This window comes from Verrucomicrobiia bacterium, assembly GCA_035577545.1.
Lineage (GTDB): Bacteria > Verrucomicrobiota > Verrucomicrobiia > Palsa-1439 > Palsa-1439 > Palsa-1439.
In genome coordinates, this window is the sequence record DATLVI010000024.1 from 72,332 (window position 1) to 95,053 (window position 22,722).

The window sequence follows — 22,722 nt, forward strand, 5'->3', positions numbered from 1 at the left end:
TTATCGATTCACTGGCGCTTTTTTCTCGCGGCTGCGCGCTCCTTTCCCTACTCTTCACCCCGTGCGGATTCTCGACAAATATCTGCTGCGCGAATTTGCCTGGCCGCTACTGTACTGCTTCGATGCGTTTGCGATGCTGATGATCGTGATCGATCTTTTCAGCACGCTCGACGAGTTCATCCAGTACCACGCCCGGCTCGGCACCGTCTTCCACTATTACCTGATTCTTTTCCCGGAAATGTTCGTCCTGATCATGCCGATGGCGCTGCTGTTGGGGCTGCTGTTCTGCCTGGCAAACCTCAGCAAGCACAATGAACTGATCGCCATGCGTGCCAGCGGCGTCAGCCTCCTGCGCCTTGCCGTGCCGTTGCTCGGCGTCGGTGCCGCCGCCACCCTCGCGGTGTTCGCCGTCAATGAATTATTCGTGCCGCGGGCCCGGGAAAATGCGGACGCTTTGCGAAACTCGGTGAAAGGCCGCGGCGAACGCGGCGTGCTGGAGAATTATTTCTTCGCAAATTCCGTCGAGCACCGCGACTGGTATGCGCGCCGGTTCGATACGCAAGCCTCGCGGATGGACAACACGGAGGTGCATGACCACAACGCCGACAATACGCCCCTGCGGGACGTGTACGCCGAGAGCGCCCGTTGGATCAACGGCCAGTGGCATTTTTTCGCCGCGGACATCTATGACTATCATCAGACGCCACCGCAGGTGGTTCGCGTGGCGGAGACGAATTTTCCCGCCATCAAGGAGACCCCCAAGCGACTGGCGGTCGAGGGAAAGAAGCCCGAACAATTGACCACGGGTGAATTGCGGCGCTACATCCGCACGCAGCGGCGTGCCAACCACCTGGCGGGCCTGGCCCGGTACGAAGTCAACCTCCAGAATCGTTACGCGTTCCCGCTCACCTGCCTGATCGTCGTGTTGATGGGAATCCCGCTCGGAATGCGCGTGAGCCGGAGCGGTCCGTTGCTCGGGGTGGGGACGGCGCTCACGCTCGTCGTGGCGTTCTATTTCCTCAATAATATTACCGGCGCGTTTGGGGAAGGTGGCCGGATTCCACCGGTAGTGGCCGCCTGGCTGACGAATACGGTTTTCGCGGGCGTAGGTTTGGTCCTACTGGTCCGCGCCCGTTGACGGCGCCTGACCGACGATCACCGCCTGCGCCGCGGCATAGTCCTTCGAGTGTGAGAGGCTGACGAACATTTCCGTGACGCCGCGCGCCCGAGCCAGTTCCTCACCCTTGCCATGGAGCACCGCGTACGGCTCGCCGCTCTCGCGCTTGCGGATCTCCATGTCCTTCCAGCCAAGGTGATGCCCGATGCCGGTGCCGAAGGCCTTTGAGATGGCTTCCTTTGCCGCAAAGCGCGCGGCGAAATGCAGCGCGGGAAACTTCATGCTGTTGCAGTAGGCGACTTCGTCGGGCCAGAAACAACGTTTCAGGAACCGTTCGCCGAACTTGTCGAGGGAATCCTGGATGCGCGCGGTCTCGACGATGTCCACACCGGTGCCCAGAATGCGCATACCTTCATTCTTCATCGCGTGGGTGGCACCATCAAGGCGAGCATTTCGCGGACAGCCTGCCGTAACCCCGCGAAAAGCGCGCGGGACATGATGGAATGGCCCGTGTTCAATGTTTCCAGGTGTGGCACTGCGAGAATGGCCGGGGTGTTCTGGTAATTCAGGCCGTGCCCGGCGTTCACGCGCACTCCCAGCTTGTGCGCCAACTTTGCCGCCGTGGTCAATTTCTTGATCTCCGCCGCTTCCTCTAGTTCATGGCGCGCGTCCGCGAATGTGCCTGTGTGCAGTTCGACGAAATCCGCGCCCGCATCGGCCGCTGCGCGTATCTGCCGCGCGTCGGGATCCACGAACAAGCTGACAACAATGCCGGCCTTCTTCAACCGCGCAATGGTGCGCGCGAGTGATTTGGCAGCGCCCGCCACATTCAAGCCGCCCTCGGTTGTGACTTCCTGCCGTTTCTCCGGCACGAGGCAAACTTCATCGGGCTTCACTTCCTCCGCAAAGGCGATGATCTCCGGCACGTCGGCCATTTCCAGATTCAAGCGCGTGCGGATGGTTTGGCGAAGCAGGCGGACGTCGCGATCCTGAATATGCCGCCGGTCCTCACGCAGGTGCACGGTGATGCCGTGGGCGCCGGCCAGTTCCACCTCGACAGCCGCCCAGACCGGGTCCGGCTCGGGAATCGCGCCGGACAACCGGGGATTTCCCGGCGGGTATTGGGCAGAGCGGTAGCGCGCCTGTCGCAGGGTGGCGACATGATCGATGTTGACCCCGAGCTTCAGCATGCGGACAGGTTACCCATTTCCGCGTTCGTCCGCAATGCTGCAACGCTCCGGTAAGGTGAGCGCCTGGCGGGCTGCTAATCGATGGACGCGAAGTTAGTTCAGGCTTCCCTGGGTGCGAACCGCCTCTTTGACGAACCGGTCCCAATGGGCGCGCTTCCAGCCGGGGAAGTGCTTTTGTAACCACTCGTGGGAGGCGCGCTCCCAGCCAATGTCCCTGCCCAGCTTCTCGCTTTCGATCCACTTGTATTTTTTAATCTCCTCTTGCTGAGACCGAAACACATCAGCGAGAGGGTCTTGTTTTCGATGTCGTAAAGTCATTCAATCCTCCTCCTTGTGAGGAAAAACTTAGACGGACAATAACCCAAAATCAGGCGAAGTCAACCGGTCGGCTGTGACAAGTTGTCGACGGCATCGTTAATTGCTGCCGAAACACTTGCGGCTGGGGCATTTCAACTTGCCCGTTTCTGTCGTTGTCCCGTATTGTTTGCGCCATGACGCAACAGGGTCACCTCGAAAAAGTGCTGCGGCACGCCGAGAAGCGGCTTGTCCTGAAGTCCGGTGCGCGTCCCGCTGAGATCCTCAATACCTACAAGAAATTCCTGAAAGTCGAGGAGCACCGCCTGCGCCTGTTGCACCATGCGGGCGGGGACGGACGAGAGATCGCGCAGGGCCGGGCGCAGGTGATGGACGTGGTGCTGCGCCACGTGTTGAAAGCGGCGGATGAAAACTACCGCCAAACTCACGACGGCGAGGTCGTGACCGTCTCGCTCGTGGCGATTGGCGGCTATGGGCGCGGCGAGCTCAGCCCGTATTCCGATATCGACATCATGTTTTTGCACGGCACACCCGGTCGTGGCACTTCCCACCATCCGTACCTGAAGGAAATGGTCGAACAGGTTCTCTACATGCTGTGGGATGTTGGTCTGAAGGTCGGCCATTCCACCCGTTCGATCGCGGAAGCCACCGCGCAAGCCAACATGGACATGCAGTCCAAGACCTCGATGATCGAATCCCGACTGCTGACCGGCGATGAAAAGATCTATGAGTCGTTTCGCAATGCGCTCGTCAAGGAGTGCGTCAAGGGGCACGAGGACGAATACATCGCCGCGCGCATGGAGGACCAGAAAGTCCGCCACGAGAAATTCGGCGACTCGGTCTATTTGCAGGAGCCGAACGTCAAAGGCGGTTGCGGCGGCCTGCGCGATTTCCAAAACCTGATCTGGATGTCATTTTTCAAATACGGTTGCCGGAGACTTTCGGAATTGCGCCAACGCGGCTTTCTAGAGGCCAGCGAGCAGCGCCAGCTTGATGCCGCGTACGATTTCATCCTGCGCGTGCGGAATTCGATGCACTACATGACCAATCGCGCCTGCGACGTCATCGGTCTGGGGTTACAGCCGCAGATTGCTTCGGAATTCGGTTATCGCCAGCACGACCTGCTGCGGCGGACCGAGGCGTTCATGCGCGACTATTACATGCACTCGCGCAATATCTTCCTGCTCACCAACGCGCTGGCCGATCGCATGGCCCTCAAGCCGTCAAAGCCATCGCGGCTGGGCACGCTGCTCGGGCGACGCCCGCGCAAGGCGGAGGCGATTGACGGATTTTTGATCCGCGACGGCCTGATCTCCGCGAGCGAGCCGACGATCTTCAAGCAGGACCCATTGCGGCTGATGCGCGTGTTCCGCTACGTGCAACAGCGCGAGGTGGAATTGAGCCCGGAGTTGCGCTCGCAGATACGGCAGAACCTTAAATGGGTCGATCGTTCGTTCCAGCGTTCGCCCGAAGCTCGCGACACGTTCCTCGGCATCATGCAACATAAGGGACAAGTCGCCCGCATCCTGCGGCGGATGCACGAGGTCGAGTTCCTCGGAAGATATATTCCCGAGTTTGGCCGGCTCACGTGCCTGGTCCAGCACGAGTTCTTCCATCGCTACACAGCGGATGAACACACGCTCCAGGTGATCGAACATCTTGACCGCATCATCGACGCGACCGAACCGCCGCACACCAACTACAAGAGGATTTTTCAGCAACTGGAACACCCGCACGTGCTCTACCTCGCGCTGTTGCTTCACGACGTTGGGAAGGCTGCGAACGTGGACCACCATGCGGAAGCCAGCCTCGAAATGTCACGCAAGGTGGCGGACCGGCTGCGGCTCGGCGACGATGAGACGGCGCAGTTGCTCTTCCTGGTGCGCGACCACCTCAAGCTCTCCATGTTGTCCCAGCGGCGCGACCTTGACGACCAGGCCACGATCGACGCCGCGGCCCGCATCGTGAAAACCGAGGTGAGCCTCAACCAGTTGCTCCTGCTCACGTTCGCCGACGCGGCCGGCACGAGCCTCAAGACGTGGACGGACTGGAAAGAGGCGTTGCTTTGGGAGTTGTACCACCGCACGAGACAAACCCTCACCGGGGCGGAGCGCGCGCGCGACATCCTTTCGCGACGCATCGAGCAGTTGTACAAGGAAGTCAGCGCGAAACTGAAAAGCCAACTGCCGCTCGAGGAGATTTATTCGCATTTCGAATTGATGCCGGCGAGCTATTACATCAACACCAGCGCGGACGACATCGAGCGCCACCTGATGGTGATTCATCGCTTCCTGACGCGGCAGTTGGAAGTTGAGGAAGCCGCGGACGCCCTAGTCCCCGTGGTGGACTGGCAGTCGTTCCCCGCGCAGAGTTACTCGCAGGTGTCGATCTGCACCTGGGACCGCCTTGGGTTGTTCTCGAAAATCTGCGGGGCCCTGGCTTCGGCGGAATTGAACATCCTGCGCGCGAGCGTCTACACCCGCGGCGACCACGTGGTGCTCGATGTGTTCGATGTTTGCGACAAGGAACTCGCGGCGGTCACGGACCAGCGCGCGATCCAGACTGCGGAAGGAATGCTGGAGCGGATGCTGAGCAATCGCGAGAACATCGAGTTTCCCGAGGTGCTCAAGCGGCTGCGCGCGATTCGCGGCGAGACCCCCCGGATTCGCGAGGTGCGCATCCCGACCATTATCGACATCGACAACGAGATCAGCAAGGTCCGGACGATTGTCGAGGTCCAGACCGAAGACCGGCTCGGTCTGCTCTTCACGATCACGCACACGCTCAGCGAACTGAACCTCGATATCAGTTTCGCCAAGATTTCCACGGAAAAGGGCGCGGCCATCGACGTGTTCTATGTCCAGGACCAGCTCGGCAAGAAAATTACCGACGAAGCGCGTCTGGACGGCATCCGCGGGAAACTCGAAACGGCGATCAATCTCCTGGCGAGCTGATTCGAATCTGCCGATGGGCCTTGCAAGATGTTTGAATCGCGCTACCATCGGCAAACATGCCCGATGACGTCTTTAGGAATGGAGATATCCGACTCTTACGCGGAAGATCAGTGTACCAGGCGGCGCGGACTGGCTTCGCGTTGACGGGACTGCTGGTAGCGATAACAATTTCAGCGCTGTTTCACAATACGGCGTTGGCGGATGGTCCGGTACGCGTTGAGGTGGTGAAAACGGCCGATGGTTGGCAGTTGTTGCGCGACGGCAAACCCTATTTCATCAAGGGCGTTGGTGGAGACGCGTCGAAGCAATTGCTGGCCCAATATGGCGGGAACTGTTTCCGCACGTGGAGCGCCGATCGCCTTGTCGACGATTTGGATGACGCTCGGAAGTTCGGGTTAACGGTGATCTCGGGAATGTGGATCGGCCACAAGCGGGGGGGCTTCGACTACCACAACGCCGAGCAGGTGAAGAGACAACTGGACAGGGCGCGTGAGACTGTCCGGCGCTACCGCGATGATCCGGCATTGCTCCTCTGGGCCATCGGCAATGAAATGGAGAATGACGAGCCCGCCGGTGACCCGGCCGTGTGGCAGGCGATCGAGGACATCGCGGCCATGATCAAGAAGGAAGACCCGAACCACCCCACGATGACGGTCATCGCGGAGCTTGGCACCGATAAAGTTTCGCAATTCAACAAGAACTGCCCGGATGTCGATATCCTTGGCCTCAATACGTACGCGGGCGCCTCGACGATTGGCGAGCGCTACAAGAAAGCCGGGGGCACGAAGCCGTACATCATCACGGAATTCGGCCCGCCGGGGCAGTGGGAGACGAAGAAGAAGCCGTGGGGCGGCGTGCCGGAATTAACCAGCACGGAGAAGGCGGTTCAGTACCGGAAGTCATACCTGGGGGCCGTGGTTGGCGAGAAGGGATGGTGCCTCGGCTCGTGCGCTTTCCTCTGGGGCAACAAGCGCGAGGCGTCGGCGACGTGGTACGGGATGTTCCTGCCCGATGGCACCAAGGTCGCCGCGGTCGATACGATGAGCGAACTGTGGACCGGCAAACCGGTTAGCAATCCCTGCCCGCAAATCAACAGTTTGAAGCTGGTGGATGGCGACGGCCGGGTGGAGACGGGTGCGGTGGTGCGCGTGTTGCTCGATGCCAGCAGCATGAACGGCGAACCGATCAAAGTGACCTGGGAGTTGCAGCGCGATATGTTCCGCTACCAGGTCGCCGCAGAAGGCGCGGCGGGCGCGTCAGGCTTCCCCGAAGCGATTGTCAACGTGACAGACCGCGGCGCTGAAGTGAAAATGCCGACAATCCCCGGCGGCTACCGTCTCTACGCGTTCGTGCACACCGCCCACAACGGCGGCGCCGTGGCCACCCTGTGCCTTTTCGTGAATCCCCCCGCGGCCCAGCCGACGGCGACGAAGGCGGCGGTACCGTAGGTCGGGCAAACCGATGGTCTAGATGCCGTCTTGCTGACCGAGAACCTGAGGCGATGTCGGTTCTGTCAGCGTAAATGCATCGCGTCGTTTCGTCGGAGCGCGCTCACTTATCGTAACGGAGGTTACGGCGCAAGAGCTGCCCGATGAGCAGCGAATTCACGTGCCCATCGACCATAAGGAAATTCGCGCCGGTATTATTAGAATGGCGCCAACGGATAAGGCCAACGCCACTGGGGCCATCAGTATTCGCTCCCGCAGGCTCCGCGTTGTTCGGGTTAATGCCAGGGTAAGCGATGGTGGTGTCAGCGAGTTGATCCGAACAGGCCTGGGCATCGAACGCGCCCGCAAAGTCAACGGACTGCTGGCAGCCGTCAAAGACCATGACCACTTCACTGGGGCGAATGCATTGGCTCATTTTGTAGGTCACAGGTAACGGCGTGCAAGGCGATGGCGAGCACCAGAACATCGCTCGATGAGCGGTGTACGTCAGGTTTACCGTTGTACCGGGTGGTGGTATCAGCACGGCCGCCGGACAGATAAACACAGAACTCTTCGCGGGGCCCGACGTATAGGTGATGTGACTCATCCCCACATAGGGCCCGACGAGCAAGTGCCAATCTGTTGCCCCCCCACCGCTTACGTACCCCGGCGGGAAGAAATCGTTGTTGTCGCTGGCGTACATGGTGATGGCCTGGCCGATTTCGCGCAGATTATTTGCGCACAGCGCACGCTGAAGAGTGTCATGGTCCGATTGCAGGGTGGGTAATAGGGCGACGATCAATAACGAGCCGACGGCGACGCCGACCAGCAACTGCGGCAGTGTAAACGCGACGCGATTTTTCATCATGGCACCACCATATGAACCCGGTAGAATCGTTGGGTCAGCGTTGCGCCTCCCGGATCCGTGTGACTCATAATTCCTCCGGTACCGGTATATCCAGTCAGCGCGATCCAACTCCCATTGACAAGGTTGGAATTGTATTCGACGAGGTGCGTCAGATTGCTAAACGTGGTGAATTGGAGATTCACATTCGAACCCGCCACGGAGATCGAGACGATCTGTGGAATCGTGTTGTTGGTGAGCACCACACCATTGTTCACTAATCCCGCATGAAACTTGACGTGGCCAGCGAGAGCATTGATCAAACCGTTATTCACCACCGGGCTATAGAATTCCAACGTGCCTCCGTTGACCGCCAGTAAGGCGCCGTTATTGGTGACAATGCCGTTGAAGGTGAGCGTCGTCCCGGCACCGCATGCGGACGTAATCGTGCCGCCCGGGTCGATCATCACCGCACCGTTGATGGTGCCGCAGCCGGTCACGACTGCGCTGGATCGTACCCGCAATCCGCTGGAAAAAGTGTGAACCCCGCCCAGCAGTTGGAAGGTGGCTGCGTCAACTCCGTCTCCCACGACGAACGTCTGCGCATTACTGATGGTCGTGGACTTCGAGCCCAGATTGCCGGCGTTGAAGTTGAACTGGCTGTTCGTCCCGTTGACGCCGACCAATTGGTCCACCGTCAAACTTCCCCCGTTCTGCGTCAGGATGCCTTGACCGAGTTGGCCGATAACCAGGCTGCACGCGCCCGACTGATTGGTGACGGTCACGATGCCACCATTCATCTGTATCAGGCCGGTGGAGTTTGAGTAAGCGCCGGCAACAATATTCGACACGGTGGCCGTTGTGCTGCCGGCAAATACAAGCGTCCCGTAAGAACCGGAGTTGTTCCCAATGTGAATCACTCTCGCCACTACTGAGCTGTTGGAAACCGTCATCTGACCAAAACCATAACTGCCCACGATCATCGTCGGATAGTTAAGCGTCAACTGCCCGCTCGTCACGAACACCGTGCCGGTCGCACCCAAAGAACCGCCGACGAGGAGCCCGCTTGAAAACGTGGTCGTGCCGCCCACGATGGTCAACGTTCCCTGGGATGCCGGCCCATTCGCCACACCCACGTTAAAAACCAACGACGAACTGTTCGAGACAACCATTTGCCCCACGCCGTTCCCGCCGACGCTGATACCCGGCCCGTTCGTCATAATCAATTGCTCGTTGCTCATCCAGACCAGACCCGTCGCGCCGAATTCCTCGCCGAGACCCAGGTGTCCAGTTTCGAAGCAGGTCCCGCCGAGCATGGTCAAGGTGCCATTGGCGCTGGCCGTCGCTCCCAGCAGGATAGCAGTCGGTGGTACGGTGACAGTACCGCCGCCAAAAGGAGTATTGGTGAAAATCCCGGACAGGAGCGTGCCGTTGGAAACAATGATTTGCCCCGAGCCGTAGAAGCCAACAACCAGGTTGCCGTTACTCGTCACGAGTTGCCCGGCGGTCAATGCAACCGAGCCGACCGAATTCGTCGAGTAACCCACATAGACATCTCCGTATACAATGTTCGTTCCGCCGGCGACCGAAAGCGTACCAGTGCCCGTGGTTCCAACCGTCATCACAACATTCGTATTGAGAAGCACGGTGCTGCCATAAAGCGTCGCGCTTGAATCCAACCCGATTGCGCCATCCGTGGCTCCGTCCAGTGACAAGAGCGAATTCGTCATCCGCAATACCCCGCCCGGTCCGATGACGACCGAACTGTGAACGACGAGTGGAGTAACGGTTCCGAGATTGGAGAGGACGAGAGTATTAGTTGAGCCATTGGGGGCCGAAACTGTCAGGTTGCTGATGACCATCGTGGCGGGGAAACCGCCGGCGGTCGCTGCGTTGTTGGTGACCGTTGAGTTGCCCGCGTTGGTGATCACATCGGCGGAATCGCCAATGCCCGGGGCAGTGCCCAGAGACCAGCTTGAGGCATCCTCCCATTTGCCGGAGATGGAGTTGATCCAAGAGTTGGTCTGGGCATACGCGGCCAGATGCCAAGAAACGGTGGCGCAGCCGATCACAAACAGGCGGGCGGCGATCTTTGTCCCGTGTGAGAACCTCACTCTCATCACCATGCTTCGTAAAAATTTAGTGTAACATATGTTGTTTATGTGTCGATACTATATCGCCAGTTTTACGCCCTTTTTACATTGCAGGAACCTCAATGTTTTCGGGGCTCCGGTAGAATGGCTTACAAGGCTTCCAGGGGAGGATCGGGGGGCAGGATGGGACGAATAGGGCGACAGAGACGGAGAGCGAACAGGGCTGATTAGGCGCTCCGAAAGCTTTTGGGGTGCCGCCACACAAACCCCGGTAATTCCCTCTGTACATCGGATTCCGATAATGGTATTATGAACAAATAAACGCTCAACATCCAACTTTTAACGCACAACTCTCAAGGGCGAGGGGATCCGCCATAGCCCGAAGAGCGATGGCGGACTCGTTGCTGTGCGCAACTATGGTGGGTCCGCCAAGAGGGGAATCGCGATAGAATATCGCTCCTACAGGGACGGGAGGAATCCGCCGTCGCTAAAGCTATGGCGGACGAGGAGGACCTCGAAACATGTGTTTTTGCGAAACGAACCCCCCCAGTTAGGTATTTGATTTACAATGAGTTACATAGATGGTCATTTTGGGGCGACTCCATTTTTGGGTGTCGGGAAGAAGTAAGGACGCGGCAGCGCGTCCCTACCGGGGACAAATGGAAAGCGGCGTGTTTTTTACGGGAGATTCGTTTAGGATTTTGGGGATGAGATTGACAGGCTGATCATGGCGCGGAATACGACTTCGCAACAACGCAGGCTGCGGCAGTTTGAAGTGCTGGTGCGCGTCAGCAGCGTGATCAATTCCACACTGGAACCGGAAGAGGTTCTCAATCGCGTCCTTGCCGAGGCGGTGCGGGTGATGCAGGCACATAGCGGTTCGATTGTGCTCATTGATCCGCACACGCAGTTGCTGGAGATCGAGGTGGCCATCGGGCTCAGCGAGAAGGCACGGCAGACGAAGCTGGCGATTGGCCGCGGGGTCACCGGCTGGGTGGCGAAGATGGGGGTGCCGTTGCGGGTGCCGGACGTCAGGGCCGACCCGCACTACGTTTCCGTGCGCAAGGACATCCGCAGCGAGTTGGCCGTTCCGCTGCTGGTGGAAGGCGCGTTGATCGGCGTGTTGAACGTGGACTCGACGCGCCGCGACGCGTTCAGCGTTGAAGACGAAGAACTGCTGGTGGCCATCGCCAATCAATCGGCACAGGTCATCCAGAACTCGTGGTTGTACCAGGCGGTGGCGCATAACGCGCGGCAGTTGGAGTCGCTTTTTTCCGTCGCGCAATCGGTCATCTCGTCGCTCAACCTGCAGGACATTCTGCAACGCGTCACGCGCGACGCGTGCCGGCTAATGGACACAAAGGTCTGCTCGCTGATGTTGGTGAATCCGACCCGCGAGTTTCTCGAATTGCGCGCCTGCCACGGGGCGGGCACCAAGTATCTGCGCCGGCCGCCGCTGCCGGTGGCGGACAGTTTGATCGGGTTTGTCGTGCGGCGCCGCAAGCCGCTGCGCATTTTCAACGTACAGACGCACGATGACTATCGGCACACCGAGATGGCGCGCGAAGAGGGGCTGGTCTCGTTGTTGTCCGTGCCGATGGTTGTGGAAGACGTTGCGATTGGCGCGCTGAATGTTTACACGGCGGAACCGTATCATTTTTCCAACCAGGACACCAAGACGCTCTCCGCGCTGGCCAACCTCGCGGCGGTGGCGATTGAAAACGCGCGGCTACACGAGAAGATCGTGGACGTGGAAGAGCAATTGCGCCACAACGAGCGCCTGAGCACACTCGGCCTGCTCGCCGCGGAGGTCGCCCACGAAATTCGCAATCCGCTCACGGTAATGAAGATGTTGTTTCACTCGCTCGATTTGAAATTCCCGCCCGAGGACCCGCGGGCGCGCGACGCGGAGATCATGTCCGAAAAAATGGACCACCTGAACAAGATCGTCGATCATTTGCTCGGTTACGCGCGCTCGACCGAGCCGACCCTGGAGCTGGTGGACGTGAATGATTTACTCGACGACGTGCTGCTGCTCACGCGCCAAAAATTGAGCCAGCAGAAGATCGAGTTGGTCCGGAAATTTGGCGAGGGACTGCCGAAGGTGCGGGCCGATCGCGGCCAGATCGAGCAGGCGTGCCTGAATTTGATTCTCAACGCGGCCGATGCGATGATCCGCGGCGGAACGCTCACGGTCTCCTCGGCCATGCAACACGGGCCCGGAAGCACGATGGTGCTGTCATTCACCGACACGGGCATGGGCATGGCGCCCGAGAAGCAGAAACAGATCTTTGAGCCGTTTCTCACCACGAAAACGCAAGGGACCGGGCTTGGGCTGGCCATCGTCCAAAAAATTGTGGAGGCACACAGCGGGAAGATCGAAGTCAAGAGCGCGCCGAAGAAGGGAACGACCTTTCGGATCCTGCTGCCGGTGTGATGCCGGCGACGGTCGCCACTGCTTCGCGAGGTGGGCGCTGATTACGGTTTTGGTTGTACCCCGTCCGCGGGGGCAGCCGGTTTTTCGGAAAGTTTCTTCAACAGCGCCTCGAGTTCCGGGTCGGGCTTGGCGCCCAGATCGAGCGCCTTCTTATAATGATAGCGGGCGAGTTCCACTTTCGGGTTACGCTGCTTGGCGTAAACGACGGCCAGGTTGAAATGAGCGTCTGCATATTGCGGGTTCATCTCGATGGCGCGGCGGATTTCCAATTCGCCGGAAGCGCCCCAACCCTTTTCGCTGAGCACGATCCCCAGGTAGTTGTGCGCCTCGGCGTTATGGGGGTCGATCGCGACGGCGCGATTCAGTTCCGCGTAGGCGTCCTCGATCGCTCCTTTGCGGAAATAGACCACGCCCAGCAGGGAGCGCGTGTTGCTGTCGTTGGGCGCGGCGACGGCCGCTTTGCGCAAGTAGTTTTCGGCATCGTCGAGACGATTCTGCTGGTAGCGGATGACGCCGAGGTTGGCGAGTGCGACGCTGTTCGTCGGCTCCAGATCCAAAGCGGCGTTGTACTTGCCCGCCGCAGTATCGAAATCCTTCAACGCGAGCGCGGCGCGGCCTTCATTAAGCAACTTGCGCACGTCAGGTGGAGCCGGTGCTGCCGGTTGCGGCTTCTCCTTCTCCTGGTCCTTCGGCGCGGCCTCGGCCGGCTCTGCGGTTTCTTTCTTCGGTGCGGGCGGAGGCGTCTTTTTCACAGGAGCCGGAGGCTTCGCGGGTGCCGGGGGCGTCGCAGGCGCTGGAGGCTTTGCGGGAGCGTTGGTCTGCGGTTTCGGCGGTTCCGCGACGACCGTTTCGTTCGTCGGTTCAGCCTTCTTTGGCGCAGTCAGTGTAGCGACCAGCTTGCCCCGGCTCGATTCTTCCATCGAAGAGGGCGGTGGCGTTGGCTTTGGCTCCGGTTTGGGTTCTTCCAGTTTGGGCGGCGGCGGGGCCTTGACGACTGGCTGCGCACGGGGGCGCGGACGCCACCCACGAAGCTCGGGGATGGACGGGCCGTTCGTAGTCTCTTCGCTTTCACCGGTGGTGGCGGAGTCAGAAGCCTTGCGTTCCGCAATGATCCGCAACAGCGCGTTTTCCTTCCGCAACTGGCGGATGATTTCATCGTCCTTGTCGCTGCCGGCCTTGACGGCGGTCAGTTTTTTGTTTGCGTCGGTGAGCTGTCCGATGACCTCCTCGTACGAACGCCGCAATTCCGTGTTGTCCGTCTGCGCTTTCTCGAGCGCCTGTTTGGTGGTTCCCAACTCGAGCCGTGTCTGCTGGAGTTCCTCTTTTGTCTGCTGCAATTCACCGCGGGCCTGAGCGAGTTCCGACCGCAATTGTTCCAGGTCCGATGTTGCGGTGGGTGTAGTCGTCGTCGGCACGGCGGGGACCGCAGCGGCGCGCTCGCGGGCTTCCGCGATCTGGGTTTGCGCGGCGGCCAGCTTGGCGGCAAGGTCCTGGTTCGTTTTGAGAAGCTCTTCGATTTGCGGGGTGGTCTGCGTCGGCGCAACTTTGCTGAGTTGCTCCTGCAGCTTGGCATTCAGTTCGTTGCGGGCAGCTTCCAACTGCTCCACTTGCTCATGGGCGCGCTGCAATTCCGAGGTCAGTTGCCGAACCTGCTCGCTCTCGGCCGCCGTGGCAGGATTGGTGGCGATGGTGGATACGACAGGCGGTATGGGTTGGGGCGCGGGAATCTCGTTCGTGGTCGCGGCAGGTTGCGGTTGCGGCGGGGCAGGGGGTTGCGCCAGCTTGGTTTTCAAGCTGGCCAGATGGTCGGCGATATACTTTGTGCGGAACTCGATGATGTGCGGATTCCAGTCGGGGCTCTCCGTCTTGATCTCATTCAAGATGTCGAGCGCGCCGCTGTACTTCAGGTTGGCCTTCGTCCAGTCGCTATCGTGAACAGCCGCATCCCCCTCCTGGATGAGGAAGTACGCTTCGAGGAAACGGTCGCCAGGATCCGCCGCCCAGGCGCCAACCGCGCCACCCAGGCACAGCGAAACCAAAATGCACAACTGGAGGGACTTCTTCATCGCGCGGACTGTAACGAAAAGCCCTCGGATTTGCAATGGTCGGATGTGTCCGCGTTTGCGTTCGATCAGCTGTCGTTGCACACTGTGAATATGAGCGATTTGAATGCCATCCAGCGGACTTCTTCTGGCCGCATTCAGTGAGCCGAATTCCCTAAAAAGCGGGTTGCCAAATGATTTGGGTTCGGTATGGTTCAGGCAGGATAACATCGGGAGGAAACAATGAGCAAAGTACGAGTTCTGGTTGGCACGAAAAAGGGCGCCTTCATCCTGACCGCGGATGGTAAGCGCGAAAAGTGGGATGTCAGCGGTCTCCAACTTGGCGGCTGGGAGATTTATCATGTAAAGGGTTCGCCCGTTGATCCAAACCGCTTGTATGCATCGCAGACCAGTGGCTGGTTCGGGCAGGTCTTGCAACGCTCCGATGACGGCGGCAAAACGTGGAATCCGCCGGGCGGCGGCGCGACGATGACGCCCGAAGGCATGCCCAAAGGCGAGAGCAACAAATTCGTGTACGAGGGGAAGGTGGGCACGCATTTGTGGTACGACGGCACCCAGCATCCATGGGAATTCAAACGCGTCTGGCATCTCGAGCCGTCGTTGACCGATCCGGACACCGTGTACGCCGGGGTGGAAGACGCGGCGTTGTTTCGTTCGACCGACGGCGGCAAATCCTGGAAGGAACTTCCGGGCTTGCGCAGTGCGAAAAGCAATCTCTGGCAACCCGGCGCCGGTGGGATGGGCCTGCACACCATCCTGCTCGACCCAAAAGATCCCAACCGGATTTTTGTGGCGATTTCGGCAGCGGGCGTGTTCCGCACCGAGGATGGCGGTAAAACGTGGAAGCCGGCCACGCGAGGGCTGAAGTCGGCATACGAGTTGCCGGACAAGTCCTTCGAGGTCGGCCATTGTGTGCACCGTATCACGATGCATCCGTCCCGCCCGAATGTGCTGTTCATGCAGAAGCACTGGGACGTCAACCGCAGCGACGACGGCGGCGAATCCTGGCAAGAGGTCAGCGGGAATCTGCCGAGCGATTTCGGCTTCCCGATTGACGTCCATGCGCACGAGCCGAATACCATTTATGTCGTCCCCATCAAGAGCGATTCAGAACATTATCCGCCTGATGCCAAACTGCGCGTGTACCGCAGCCGCACGGGTGGCGACGAGTGGGAGCCGCTCGCGAAAGGCCTACCGCAACAGGACTGCTACGTGAATGTGTTGCGCGACGCGATGGCTGTGGATTCGCTCGATAAGTGCGGCGTGTACTTTGGCACCACCGGCGGGCAGGTGTACGCCTCGAACGACAGCGGCGACAGCTGGAAACCCATTGTCCGAGATCTTCCGCCCGTTCTGTCGGTCGAAGTCCAGACACTGCCATGATCCGAGTGGAGCTACCATTCCATCTACGGAACCTCGCCCACGTCGACCGCGAGGTGACGGTCGACGTCAAGGGCCCGGTAACGGTGCGGTCGGTTCTCGACGCGCTCGAAGCCCAGTACCCTGTGTTGACCGGTACGATCCGCGACCACGGCACACAAAAGCGGCGGCCCTTTCTGCGCTTCTACGCCTGTGAGGAGGACCTGTCCAACGGGCCGCCTGACACTCCACTGCCCGACGATGTCGTATCGGGAAAGGAGCCCTTTACCGTCATCGGCGCCATCGCCGGCGGTTAGCGATTGTCATTTCGTGGCAGATGTGGACGAAGGTAGACTGATGAAGCGTCAAAACGCAGTCGCCTCACTACGGCCGGGTGGCCAACAGGGTCTTGGCATGGTTGTAAACATTCTCCGCGGTAAATCCGAAGTGGTTCATCACGTCCTTGACGGGGGCCGACGCACCGAATCGGTCCTGGCCGACGGATGCGCCGTCGATGCCGACGTACTTTTGCCAGCCGAGAGTTACACCGGCTTCGACGGAGAGACGTTTCCGCACGGACGGCGGCAGGACACGGTCCCGATATTCCTGAGGTTGACGATCGAAGATTGCTGTTGAGGGCATGCTGACCACACGAACCTTCACGCCTTCCGACTTCAATTTCTCGCCGGCCTCGACACACCACTGCAACTCCGAGCCGGTGCCGATGAGGATAATGTCCGGTTGTCCTTGGGAATCGCTGAGGATATACGCGCCTTGTCGCAGTCCGGACGCCGGCGCATACTTCGTGCGGTCGAGCGTGGGGACCGCCTGTCGCGTGAGGGCGAGGAGGATCGGGTGCTTCTTCTCCTCCATCATTACGCGCCACGCCTCGGCCACTTCGTTGGCATCACCGGGACGGATGACCACCATGTGTGGGATGGCGCGCAGGGACATGAGGTGCTCTACGGGCTCATGCGTAGGGCCGTCTTCACCGACGCCGATGCTGTCGTGGGTGAAGATATGCAGCATCGGGATCTCCATGACGGCACTCAAGCGAATCGAGCCGCGGGCGTAGTCGGAGAAAATCAGGAAGCCTGCGCCGTACGCGCGAAGTTTGGAAAGCACCATACCATTGACGATGCCCGCCATGGCATGTTCGCGCACCCCAAAGTGGAAATTGCGGCCATTGTACGATCCTTTTTCGAAATCGCCGCCATCAGCAATCAAGGTCTTGGTGGACGGCGCGAGATCGGCGGCGCCGCCGATGAGCCAGGGGACATTCTTGGCGACAGCATTGAGCACTTTGTTGTTGGATATGCGTGTGGCCAGACCTTTCGGATCGGCGGGGAAAGTCGGGATGTCCTTGTCCCAGCCAGCGGGCATCTCGCGGTTCTGGATTAACTTCCATTCCGCAGCGAGGGCCGGCTGGGCCTGCGCGAACGCGTCAAATTTCGCCTGCCATTCCTTTTCCAGTTTTCGCCCGCGCCGGAATTGTTTGCGCATGTGCTTCGCGACTTCGTCCGGCACGAGGAATTTCGCGTCGGGCGGCCACCCGTACCGCTCCTTGGTCTTGCGAACCTCTTCTTCGCCGAGTGGTTCACCGTGGGCCTCGTTTGTGTCCTGCTTCGTGGGCGCGCCGAACCCGATGTGGCTATTGACGACGATAAACGACGGCTTGCCGGTTTGCTTGAGCGCCCGCTTGAGGGCGCGGTTGAGCGCCTTGAGGTCGTTGGCGTCGGCCACGTGCTGGACAAACCAACCGTAGGCCTTGAAGCGCGCCCCGACGTCCTCGCTGAAGGAGAGAGAGGTCTTGCCCTCGATGCTGATCTTGTTGTTGTCGTAAATCCACAGCAGCTTGTGCAGGCCGAGGTGCGCCGCGAGCGAGGCGGCTTCGGAACAGATGCCCTCCATCATGTCGCCGTCGCCCCCCATGGCGTACGTGCGATAGTTGATGATCTCGTGGCCGTCGCGGTTGAAATGTTCGGCAAGCCAGCGCTCGGCGATGGCCATGCCGACTGAGTTGGTGAATCCCTGCCCCAGCGGCCCGGTGGTCGTTTCCACGCCAACGGTCAGCCCGTATTCCGGATGACCCGGCGTACGGCTGCCCAACTGCCGGAAGCGCTCCAACTCACTCATCGGCAAATCGTACCCGGTCAAATGCAGCAGGCTATAGAGCAACATCGAGCCGTGTCCGCCCGACAACACAAACCGATCGCGGTTTGGCCACTGGGGATTCTCCGGGTTGTGCCGCAGAAATTTCTCCCAAAGCCAATAGCCAACGGGCGCCAGACCCATTGGCGCGCCCGGATGGCCCGAGTTGGCTTTTTGCACGCCATCCATCGCGAGCGTGCGGATGGTGTCGATGCAAAGCTGGTCGAGCGGCTTGGTCGTCGGATTATCCAATGTCACGGGTATCATCATCATGAAAGTCTCCTGAATAATTACGTAAGCAGGAGCGCATTGTGCGGCAAGACGACCGATTGCGCAAGTCTTCGTCTGGCGAAGTGCGGTGGGCGTCAGACCCACCCACCGGATCGGTCGGGATTGTGGTTAGCCGGTCACGACGGCAACCTGCTCACTGTTGCTCAGGAGGGCGGTTGCGAGGAAGTCGCGGGTGCGATCCAGTTGTGTGGCGACCTCTTCGACGAGCGCGGTGGCATCAACGAGTTGACCGGCGCGGGCCATGCGCTCAAGCTTGCGCAGCGGCGGCGCGACCGCGCGCATGCCGGAGGCCATGCTGGCGCCCGCCAGTGTATGGGCAATCTGTTCAACGTCAGTCACGGCGCCGCTGGTCACGGCGTGGCGGAGCGCGGCGACGCGTTTTCCGGCATCGACAAGGTAAAGCTCGACAAGTTCGTTCATGAACTCGGTGTCGCCGTCGGCGACATTGCGCAACAGCGGCAGGTCGACGGGCTCATCCACCGAGCTCGGTGCCACGGTCGCCTCCGCTACGGGTGGTCTCAGCGAAAGCCAGCGCGCCAGTTTAGCCTGCAGTTCCTCCACATTGACCGGCTTGCTGATATAGTCGTCCATGCCCGCAACAAAGCATTTCTCGCGGTCACCTTCCATGGCATGGGCCGTGAGGGCGATGATGGGCACGCGGGCTGAGCTACCCGAACGACGACGCAACTCTCTCGTGGCCGCGTAGCCGTCCATCTCGGGCATCTGGCAATCCATCAGGACAAGGTCGTATGGTATGCGCGTGAGCGCCTGCAACACCTCGAGGCCATTGGCCACCGCGTCAGCGGCATAACCCATCTTGGCGAGTTGGCGCAGGATCACTTTCTGATTCACCGGGTTGTCCTCGGCAACGAGAATGCGCGCGTTGCCGCGTGACGCCGAGGGGGTCACGGAGGCCGACGCGGAAGATGCGTTCGAGGCCAGCGGGTCGAGCACGTCGTTGGTGCTGTTGGACATGGCAGTCGCCAGCGCGTCGTAAAGTTTCGATTGCTTGACCGGCTTGGTGAGGCAGAGCAGGATGCCCGCCTCGGTGATTTCGGCGTCATGCTCGGTCTTGCCGAGGGAGGTCATCATAACTAGACGCGTGTCTGCCAGCGCGGGGTCAGACTTGATGTTGCGCGCCAATTGAAGGCCATCGACGGACGGCATCTGCATGTCGAGCACCACCAGGTCGAATGGGTGGCCCGCATCGTATTCGCGGCGCATTACCAGGAGCGCTTCCTCGGCGCTGCTCGCCTCATCGCTCGCGATGTCCCAGGATTTGAGTTGCAGGCGGACGATCCGGCGGTTGGTCGCGTTGTCATCAACGACGAGAATGCGGGCGGCGCGTAAATCCTGGGCGCACGCCACATCAACAACAGATGTATTCGGCTGTTTCTCAAAGCGGGCGGTGAACCAGAAGATCGAGCCGACACCGGGCGTGCTATCGACGCCAATTTCTCCACCCATCATCTCGACCAGGCGCTTCGAGATGGCGAGCCCGAGTCCCGTCCCGCCATACTTGCGCGTTGTCGATCCGTCCTCCTGGCTGAATGCCTGGAACAAGCGTCCCCGTGTCTCTTCGCTAATACCAATGCCTGTGTCCTGCACGGTGAAGCGCACGATCACGTCCCGGTCTGTCTCGGCGTGGCGGACGGCCCGGACGACGACCTCACCATGCTCGGTGAACTTAATCGCGTTGGAAACGAGGTTCATCAGTACCTGGCGCAACCGTCCCGGGTCACCGCGCAGCGATGTCAGGACGTCATGATGCACCAGCGAGACCAGCTCGAGCCGCTTGCTCTGCGCGCGCTCGGCTAGCAGTTCGACGACGCCCTCGACTGCATGGCGCAGATCAAGGTCGATCGTTTCGAAAGCCAGCTTGCCGGCCTCGATTTTGGACAGGTCGAGGATATCATTGATGAGTGTGAGCAACGTATCACCGCAAGTCCGGATAGTGTCCACGAACTCGTGTTGCTCGGGATTGAGCGGTGAATCGAGCAGCAAGCCGGTCATGCCGATGATGCCGTTCATCGGTGTGCGGATTTCATGGCTCATGTTGGCAAGGAACTCCGCCTTCACCCGCGCTGATTCCACAGCCACGTCGCGGGCAGCTGCGAGTTCGCTGGCCTGGCGTTTGCGTTCAGTAATGTCCTGAATTTGCGAGATGAAATGCAGCGGCTGACCGTCGGCATCGCGCACGAGTGAGACGTTGAGCTGAATCCACACGGAATGACCCTCCTTGTGGATGTAGCGTTTCTCCATCTCGTAAGCGTCGATCTCGCCGGCCAGGATTTTGCGGACATTCTTCAAGTCTTCTTCCAGGTCGTCCGGGTGGGTGATGGATTGGAAATCTGTCGCCAGCAATTCGGCCTCGCAGTAGCCGACGATTTTGCAGAGCGCGCGGTTCACGCGGAGCCAGCGGCCATCGGGCGCCACCAGGGCCATGCCGATCGCCGCATACTCCATCGAGCTGCGGAAGCGCTTCTCGCTGCGACGCAACTCTTCCTCGGCGCGCTTGCGTTCGGCGTTCTCGGTCGTCAATTCCAGTGTCCTCTCGGCGACCTTGTTTTCAATGTTCGCGTTGACCGCCTCGAGTTCCGCCTGGCGTTCGGCCACGCCGGACATTTCGGTCAGATTCTGGCGGATCGAGAGGAGAAGGAATGTGTCTTCAAACAGCACCCAGGCAGCGTGTTCGATCCAGCGCCAGTGGCTGGCCGTGAGGACCCCAAACACGGACTGCGGCCACAACATTCCCCGGGCAAAATGGTCTGCAGCCACGACGATCGTGGCGGAGAGCATGACCCGCCAGTCCCGGTAAAAAGCCAGGAATGCCAGGGAACCAAATACATGAAAATGAGTCTCGATGCGCCCGCCGGTCAGGTGGATCAACAGCGCAGAGGTCAACATCTGCCCGATGGCGATGACATGGCGGGTCAGCGTTTTTCCCGGTTGGGTGAGCGCAAGGAAGATGGGAAAGCCTGAGATAGCGCCGCCTAGCAGCAGGGCCGCCCAAACGTGCAGATGGACGTAGCTGGTCTGTCCGACCCACGCTCTCGGGGAAATCCACAAGGCCGCAACGATGCCCGCGAGCCACTGTAGGGCCATCAACGCGGCAAACATGTGGTCGGTGCGTTTGTGGAGTTGTTCCTGGCTCTCCTCGAAGAGTTGGTGAATGCGACGGTTGGTCGCTTCGCTACGTTCTGGCGTCGACGTTGTTAAGTCCATCATTTTGCTCCGTCGGTGGTTTTTGATTCTGGATGAAGGATGAGGCAGCCATACACCGGGGTCTGGGCGCGTTCTGTGGTCTTGCCGTGGAGCAAGGCCATGATCGCGTCGCGTCCGTCATTGTCGCCCGAGTGCCCGCGAGAAGCCGTGATCCCGCCATCAAAAACCAGTTGTCCCTGCGCGTCATACAGCGCCGTGTGGCCGGAAGTTTCGGCATGGAAGAGCCGGGCTTCGCGGCCATCTTCATCGGTTTGGACGGTTACACCGGGGATGGCGGCAGCCGCATGCCAGAGATCGGAATGGGTCCAATCCTCGTGGGATCCGCTGGGTCGAAAGAACAGCACCCGGGTGTTCACGAGACCCTGGCAGTGCGCCATCAAGACCGCCAGTTCGCCCATGCTGGCGCTGGTGCAGGAGCAACGTGGGTGGACAAACATAACGAGGGTAGCCTGGCCATCCGTCCGCGGGATCGTGGTCGCAGCCGGCCAGTGAACGGGAGGCGTAGGGTCCGGGTTCGGTGTGTTGCTGTACTTCCAAAGCATCCCGGTCCCCAAACCAACGATGACCAGCCAGAGCACGCTGACTGCAATCTGGATTCGTTGACGGGTGGTCGAACTCATTGACGACTCTCCTGCAGTTGGGCACCCGTTTTGTTCCGCAAGGCGGCCTCAATCTGCGGTACGGCGATCTTTTCGTAACAGTCGGGACAAATTCCGTGGCTGAAATCAGTGCCCGTGTACTGGTGGATGTATTCTTCAATGACCTTCCAGTAATCGTGATCGTCGCGGATCTTTTTGCAATACATGCAAATTGGCAGGAGTTCTTTCAATTGCCGCACTTGTGTCGCGAACCCGATGATGCGTTCGGCCACCCGCAGCCGAATTTCCAATTCCTCGCGGTCCAGCGGCTTGGTTAGGAAGTCGTCCACACCGGCGGTCATGGCTTCGCGGTAATTCTCATCGCCCTCGCGCGCTGTCAACAGGATGAAATAGGTGTAATTGGAGTCGTTGCGTTCACGAATGTGGCGGCACAATTCCAGTCCGCTCATCTCCGGCATCATCCAGTCGCTGACCACGATGCGGATCGGTTCATGTTGAAGAATCGACCACGCTTCAACGCCGTTGCCGGCCTCCGAGACAGTGTGGCCAAGCCGGGTGAGGTTGCGGTGCAGGATCCGCCGTGACACACTGTCGTCTTCCGCTACGAGTATATTCATAATAACTTTGACCCGAGGTAAATAAAGCATTTTATGTGCA

General features: G+C 59.9%; 16 protein-coding genes. 6 read left to right on the forward strand and 10 right to left on the reverse strand.

Annotated elements, in window-relative coordinates; all coding sequences use genetic code 11:
• Window positions 1-61: 61 nt before the first annotated feature.
• On the forward strand, window positions 62-1,138 hold the full coding sequence (locus tag VNL17_08115; GenBank protein HXI84038.1) for an LptF/LptG family permease: 1,077 nt from the start codon (window positions 62-64) through the stop codon (window positions 1,136-1,138).
• Here the strand turns inward: VNL17_08115 and acpS are convergent.
• The 3 genes from acpS to VNL17_08130 form a co-directional block, all read right to left on the reverse strand.
• Window positions 1,118-1,540, reverse strand: coding sequence for a holo-ACP synthase (gene acpS / locus VNL17_08120; protein ID HXI84039.1), 423 nt, complete (start codon window positions 1,538-1,540; stop codon window positions 1,118-1,120). The genes VNL17_08115 and acpS overlap by 21 nt on opposite strands.
• Entirely contained in the window at window positions 1,537-2,307 is a 771-nt protein-coding gene (locus VNL17_08125) for a pyridoxine 5'-phosphate synthase (GenBank protein ID HXI84040.1), read from the reverse strand. The genes acpS and VNL17_08125 overlap by 4 nt, the downstream gene beginning before the upstream one ends.
• A 93-nt stretch (window positions 2,308-2,400) precedes the next feature.
• Complete coding sequence (locus VNL17_08130; protein ID HXI84041.1) at window positions 2,401-2,625, reverse strand: hypothetical protein; 225 nt, start codon at window positions 2,623-2,625, stop codon at window positions 2,401-2,403.
• 173 nt (window positions 2,626-2,798) lie between these two features.
• Between VNL17_08130 and glnD the strand changes: the two genes are divergently transcribed.
• Together glnD and VNL17_08140 are read left to right on the forward strand one after the other, a co-directional pair.
• Entirely contained in the window at window positions 2,799-5,576 is a 2,778-nt protein-coding gene (glnD, locus tag VNL17_08135; GenBank protein ID HXI84042.1) for a [protein-PII] uridylyltransferase, read from the forward strand.
• Window positions 5,577-5,686: 110 nt separating this feature from the next.
• On the forward strand, window positions 5,687-7,024 hold the full coding sequence (locus VNL17_08140) for a glycoside hydrolase family 2 TIM barrel-domain containing protein (GenBank protein ID HXI84043.1): 1,338 nt from the start codon (window positions 5,687-5,689) through the stop codon (window positions 7,022-7,024).
• 103 nt (window positions 7,025-7,127) lie between these two features.
• On the opposite strand, the gene VNL17_08145 is transcribed toward VNL17_08140, so the two are convergent.
• Both VNL17_08145 and VNL17_08150 read right to left on the reverse strand, forming a co-directional pair.
• A complete protein-coding gene (locus VNL17_08145) occupies window positions 7,128-7,871 on the reverse strand; it encodes a prepilin-type N-terminal cleavage/methylation domain-containing protein (GenBank protein HXI84044.1) in 744 nt (247 codons plus the stop codon).
• Entirely contained in the window at window positions 7,868-9,967 is a 2,100-nt protein-coding gene (locus VNL17_08150; GenBank protein ID HXI84045.1) for a hypothetical protein, read from the reverse strand. Before VNL17_08150 ends, VNL17_08145 begins: the two co-directional genes overlap by 4 nt.
• Before the next feature lie 700 nt (window positions 9,968-10,667).
• On the opposite strand from VNL17_08150, the gene VNL17_08155 reads away from it, so the two are divergent.
• Window positions 10,668-12,377, forward strand: coding sequence for a GAF domain-containing protein (locus VNL17_08155; GenBank protein ID HXI84046.1), 1,710 nt, complete (start codon window positions 10,668-10,670; stop codon window positions 12,375-12,377).
• Between the two features lie 41 nt (window positions 12,378-12,418).
• On the opposite strand, the gene VNL17_08160 is transcribed toward VNL17_08155, so the two are convergent.
• Window positions 12,419-14,443, reverse strand: coding sequence for a tetratricopeptide repeat protein (locus VNL17_08160; GenBank protein HXI84047.1), 2,025 nt, complete (start codon window positions 14,441-14,443; stop codon window positions 12,419-12,421).
• A gap of 219 nt (window positions 14,444-14,662) precedes the next feature.
• On the opposite strand from VNL17_08160, the gene VNL17_08165 reads away from it, so the two are divergent.
• Window positions 14,663-15,823 (forward strand): exo-alpha-sialidase, encoded by a 1,161-nt coding sequence (locus VNL17_08165; protein HXI84048.1) that lies wholly within the window; start codon window positions 14,663-14,665, stop codon window positions 15,821-15,823.
• Window positions 15,820-16,116, forward strand: a complete 297-nt coding sequence (locus VNL17_08170; GenBank protein ID HXI84049.1) for a MoaD/ThiS family protein — start codon at window positions 15,820-15,822, stop codon at window positions 16,114-16,116. Before VNL17_08165 ends, VNL17_08170 begins: the two co-directional genes overlap by 4 nt.
• Before the next feature lie 67 nt (window positions 16,117-16,183).
• Here the strand turns inward: VNL17_08170 and tkt are convergent, their stop codons facing one another.
• The 4 genes from tkt to VNL17_08190 all read right to left on the reverse strand — a co-directional run bounded on the left by tkt (window position 16,184) and on the right by VNL17_08190 (window position 22,682).
• Window positions 16,184-18,223 carry a transketolase gene (gene tkt, locus VNL17_08175; GenBank protein HXI84050.1) on the reverse strand — a complete coding sequence of 680 codons (2,040 nt, stop codon included), beginning with the start codon at window positions 18,221-18,223 and terminating at the stop codon, window positions 16,184-16,186.
• 126 nt (window positions 18,224-18,349) lie between these two features.
• Complete coding sequence (locus tag VNL17_08180; protein ID HXI84051.1) at window positions 18,350-21,469, reverse strand: response regulator; 3,120 nt, start codon at window positions 21,467-21,469, stop codon at window positions 18,350-18,352.
• On the reverse strand, window positions 21,466-22,086 hold the full coding sequence (locus tag VNL17_08185; protein ID HXI84052.1) for a RedB protein: 621 nt from the start codon (window positions 22,084-22,086) through the stop codon (window positions 21,466-21,468). The genes VNL17_08180 and VNL17_08185 overlap by 4 nt, the downstream gene beginning before the upstream one ends.
• Window positions 22,083-22,682 carry a response regulator gene (locus tag VNL17_08190; GenBank protein HXI84053.1) on the reverse strand — a complete coding sequence of 200 codons (600 nt, stop codon included), beginning with the start codon at window positions 22,680-22,682 and terminating at the stop codon, window positions 22,083-22,085. The genes VNL17_08185 and VNL17_08190 overlap by 4 nt, the downstream gene beginning before the upstream one ends.
• Window positions 22,683-22,722 lie beyond the last annotated feature (40 nt).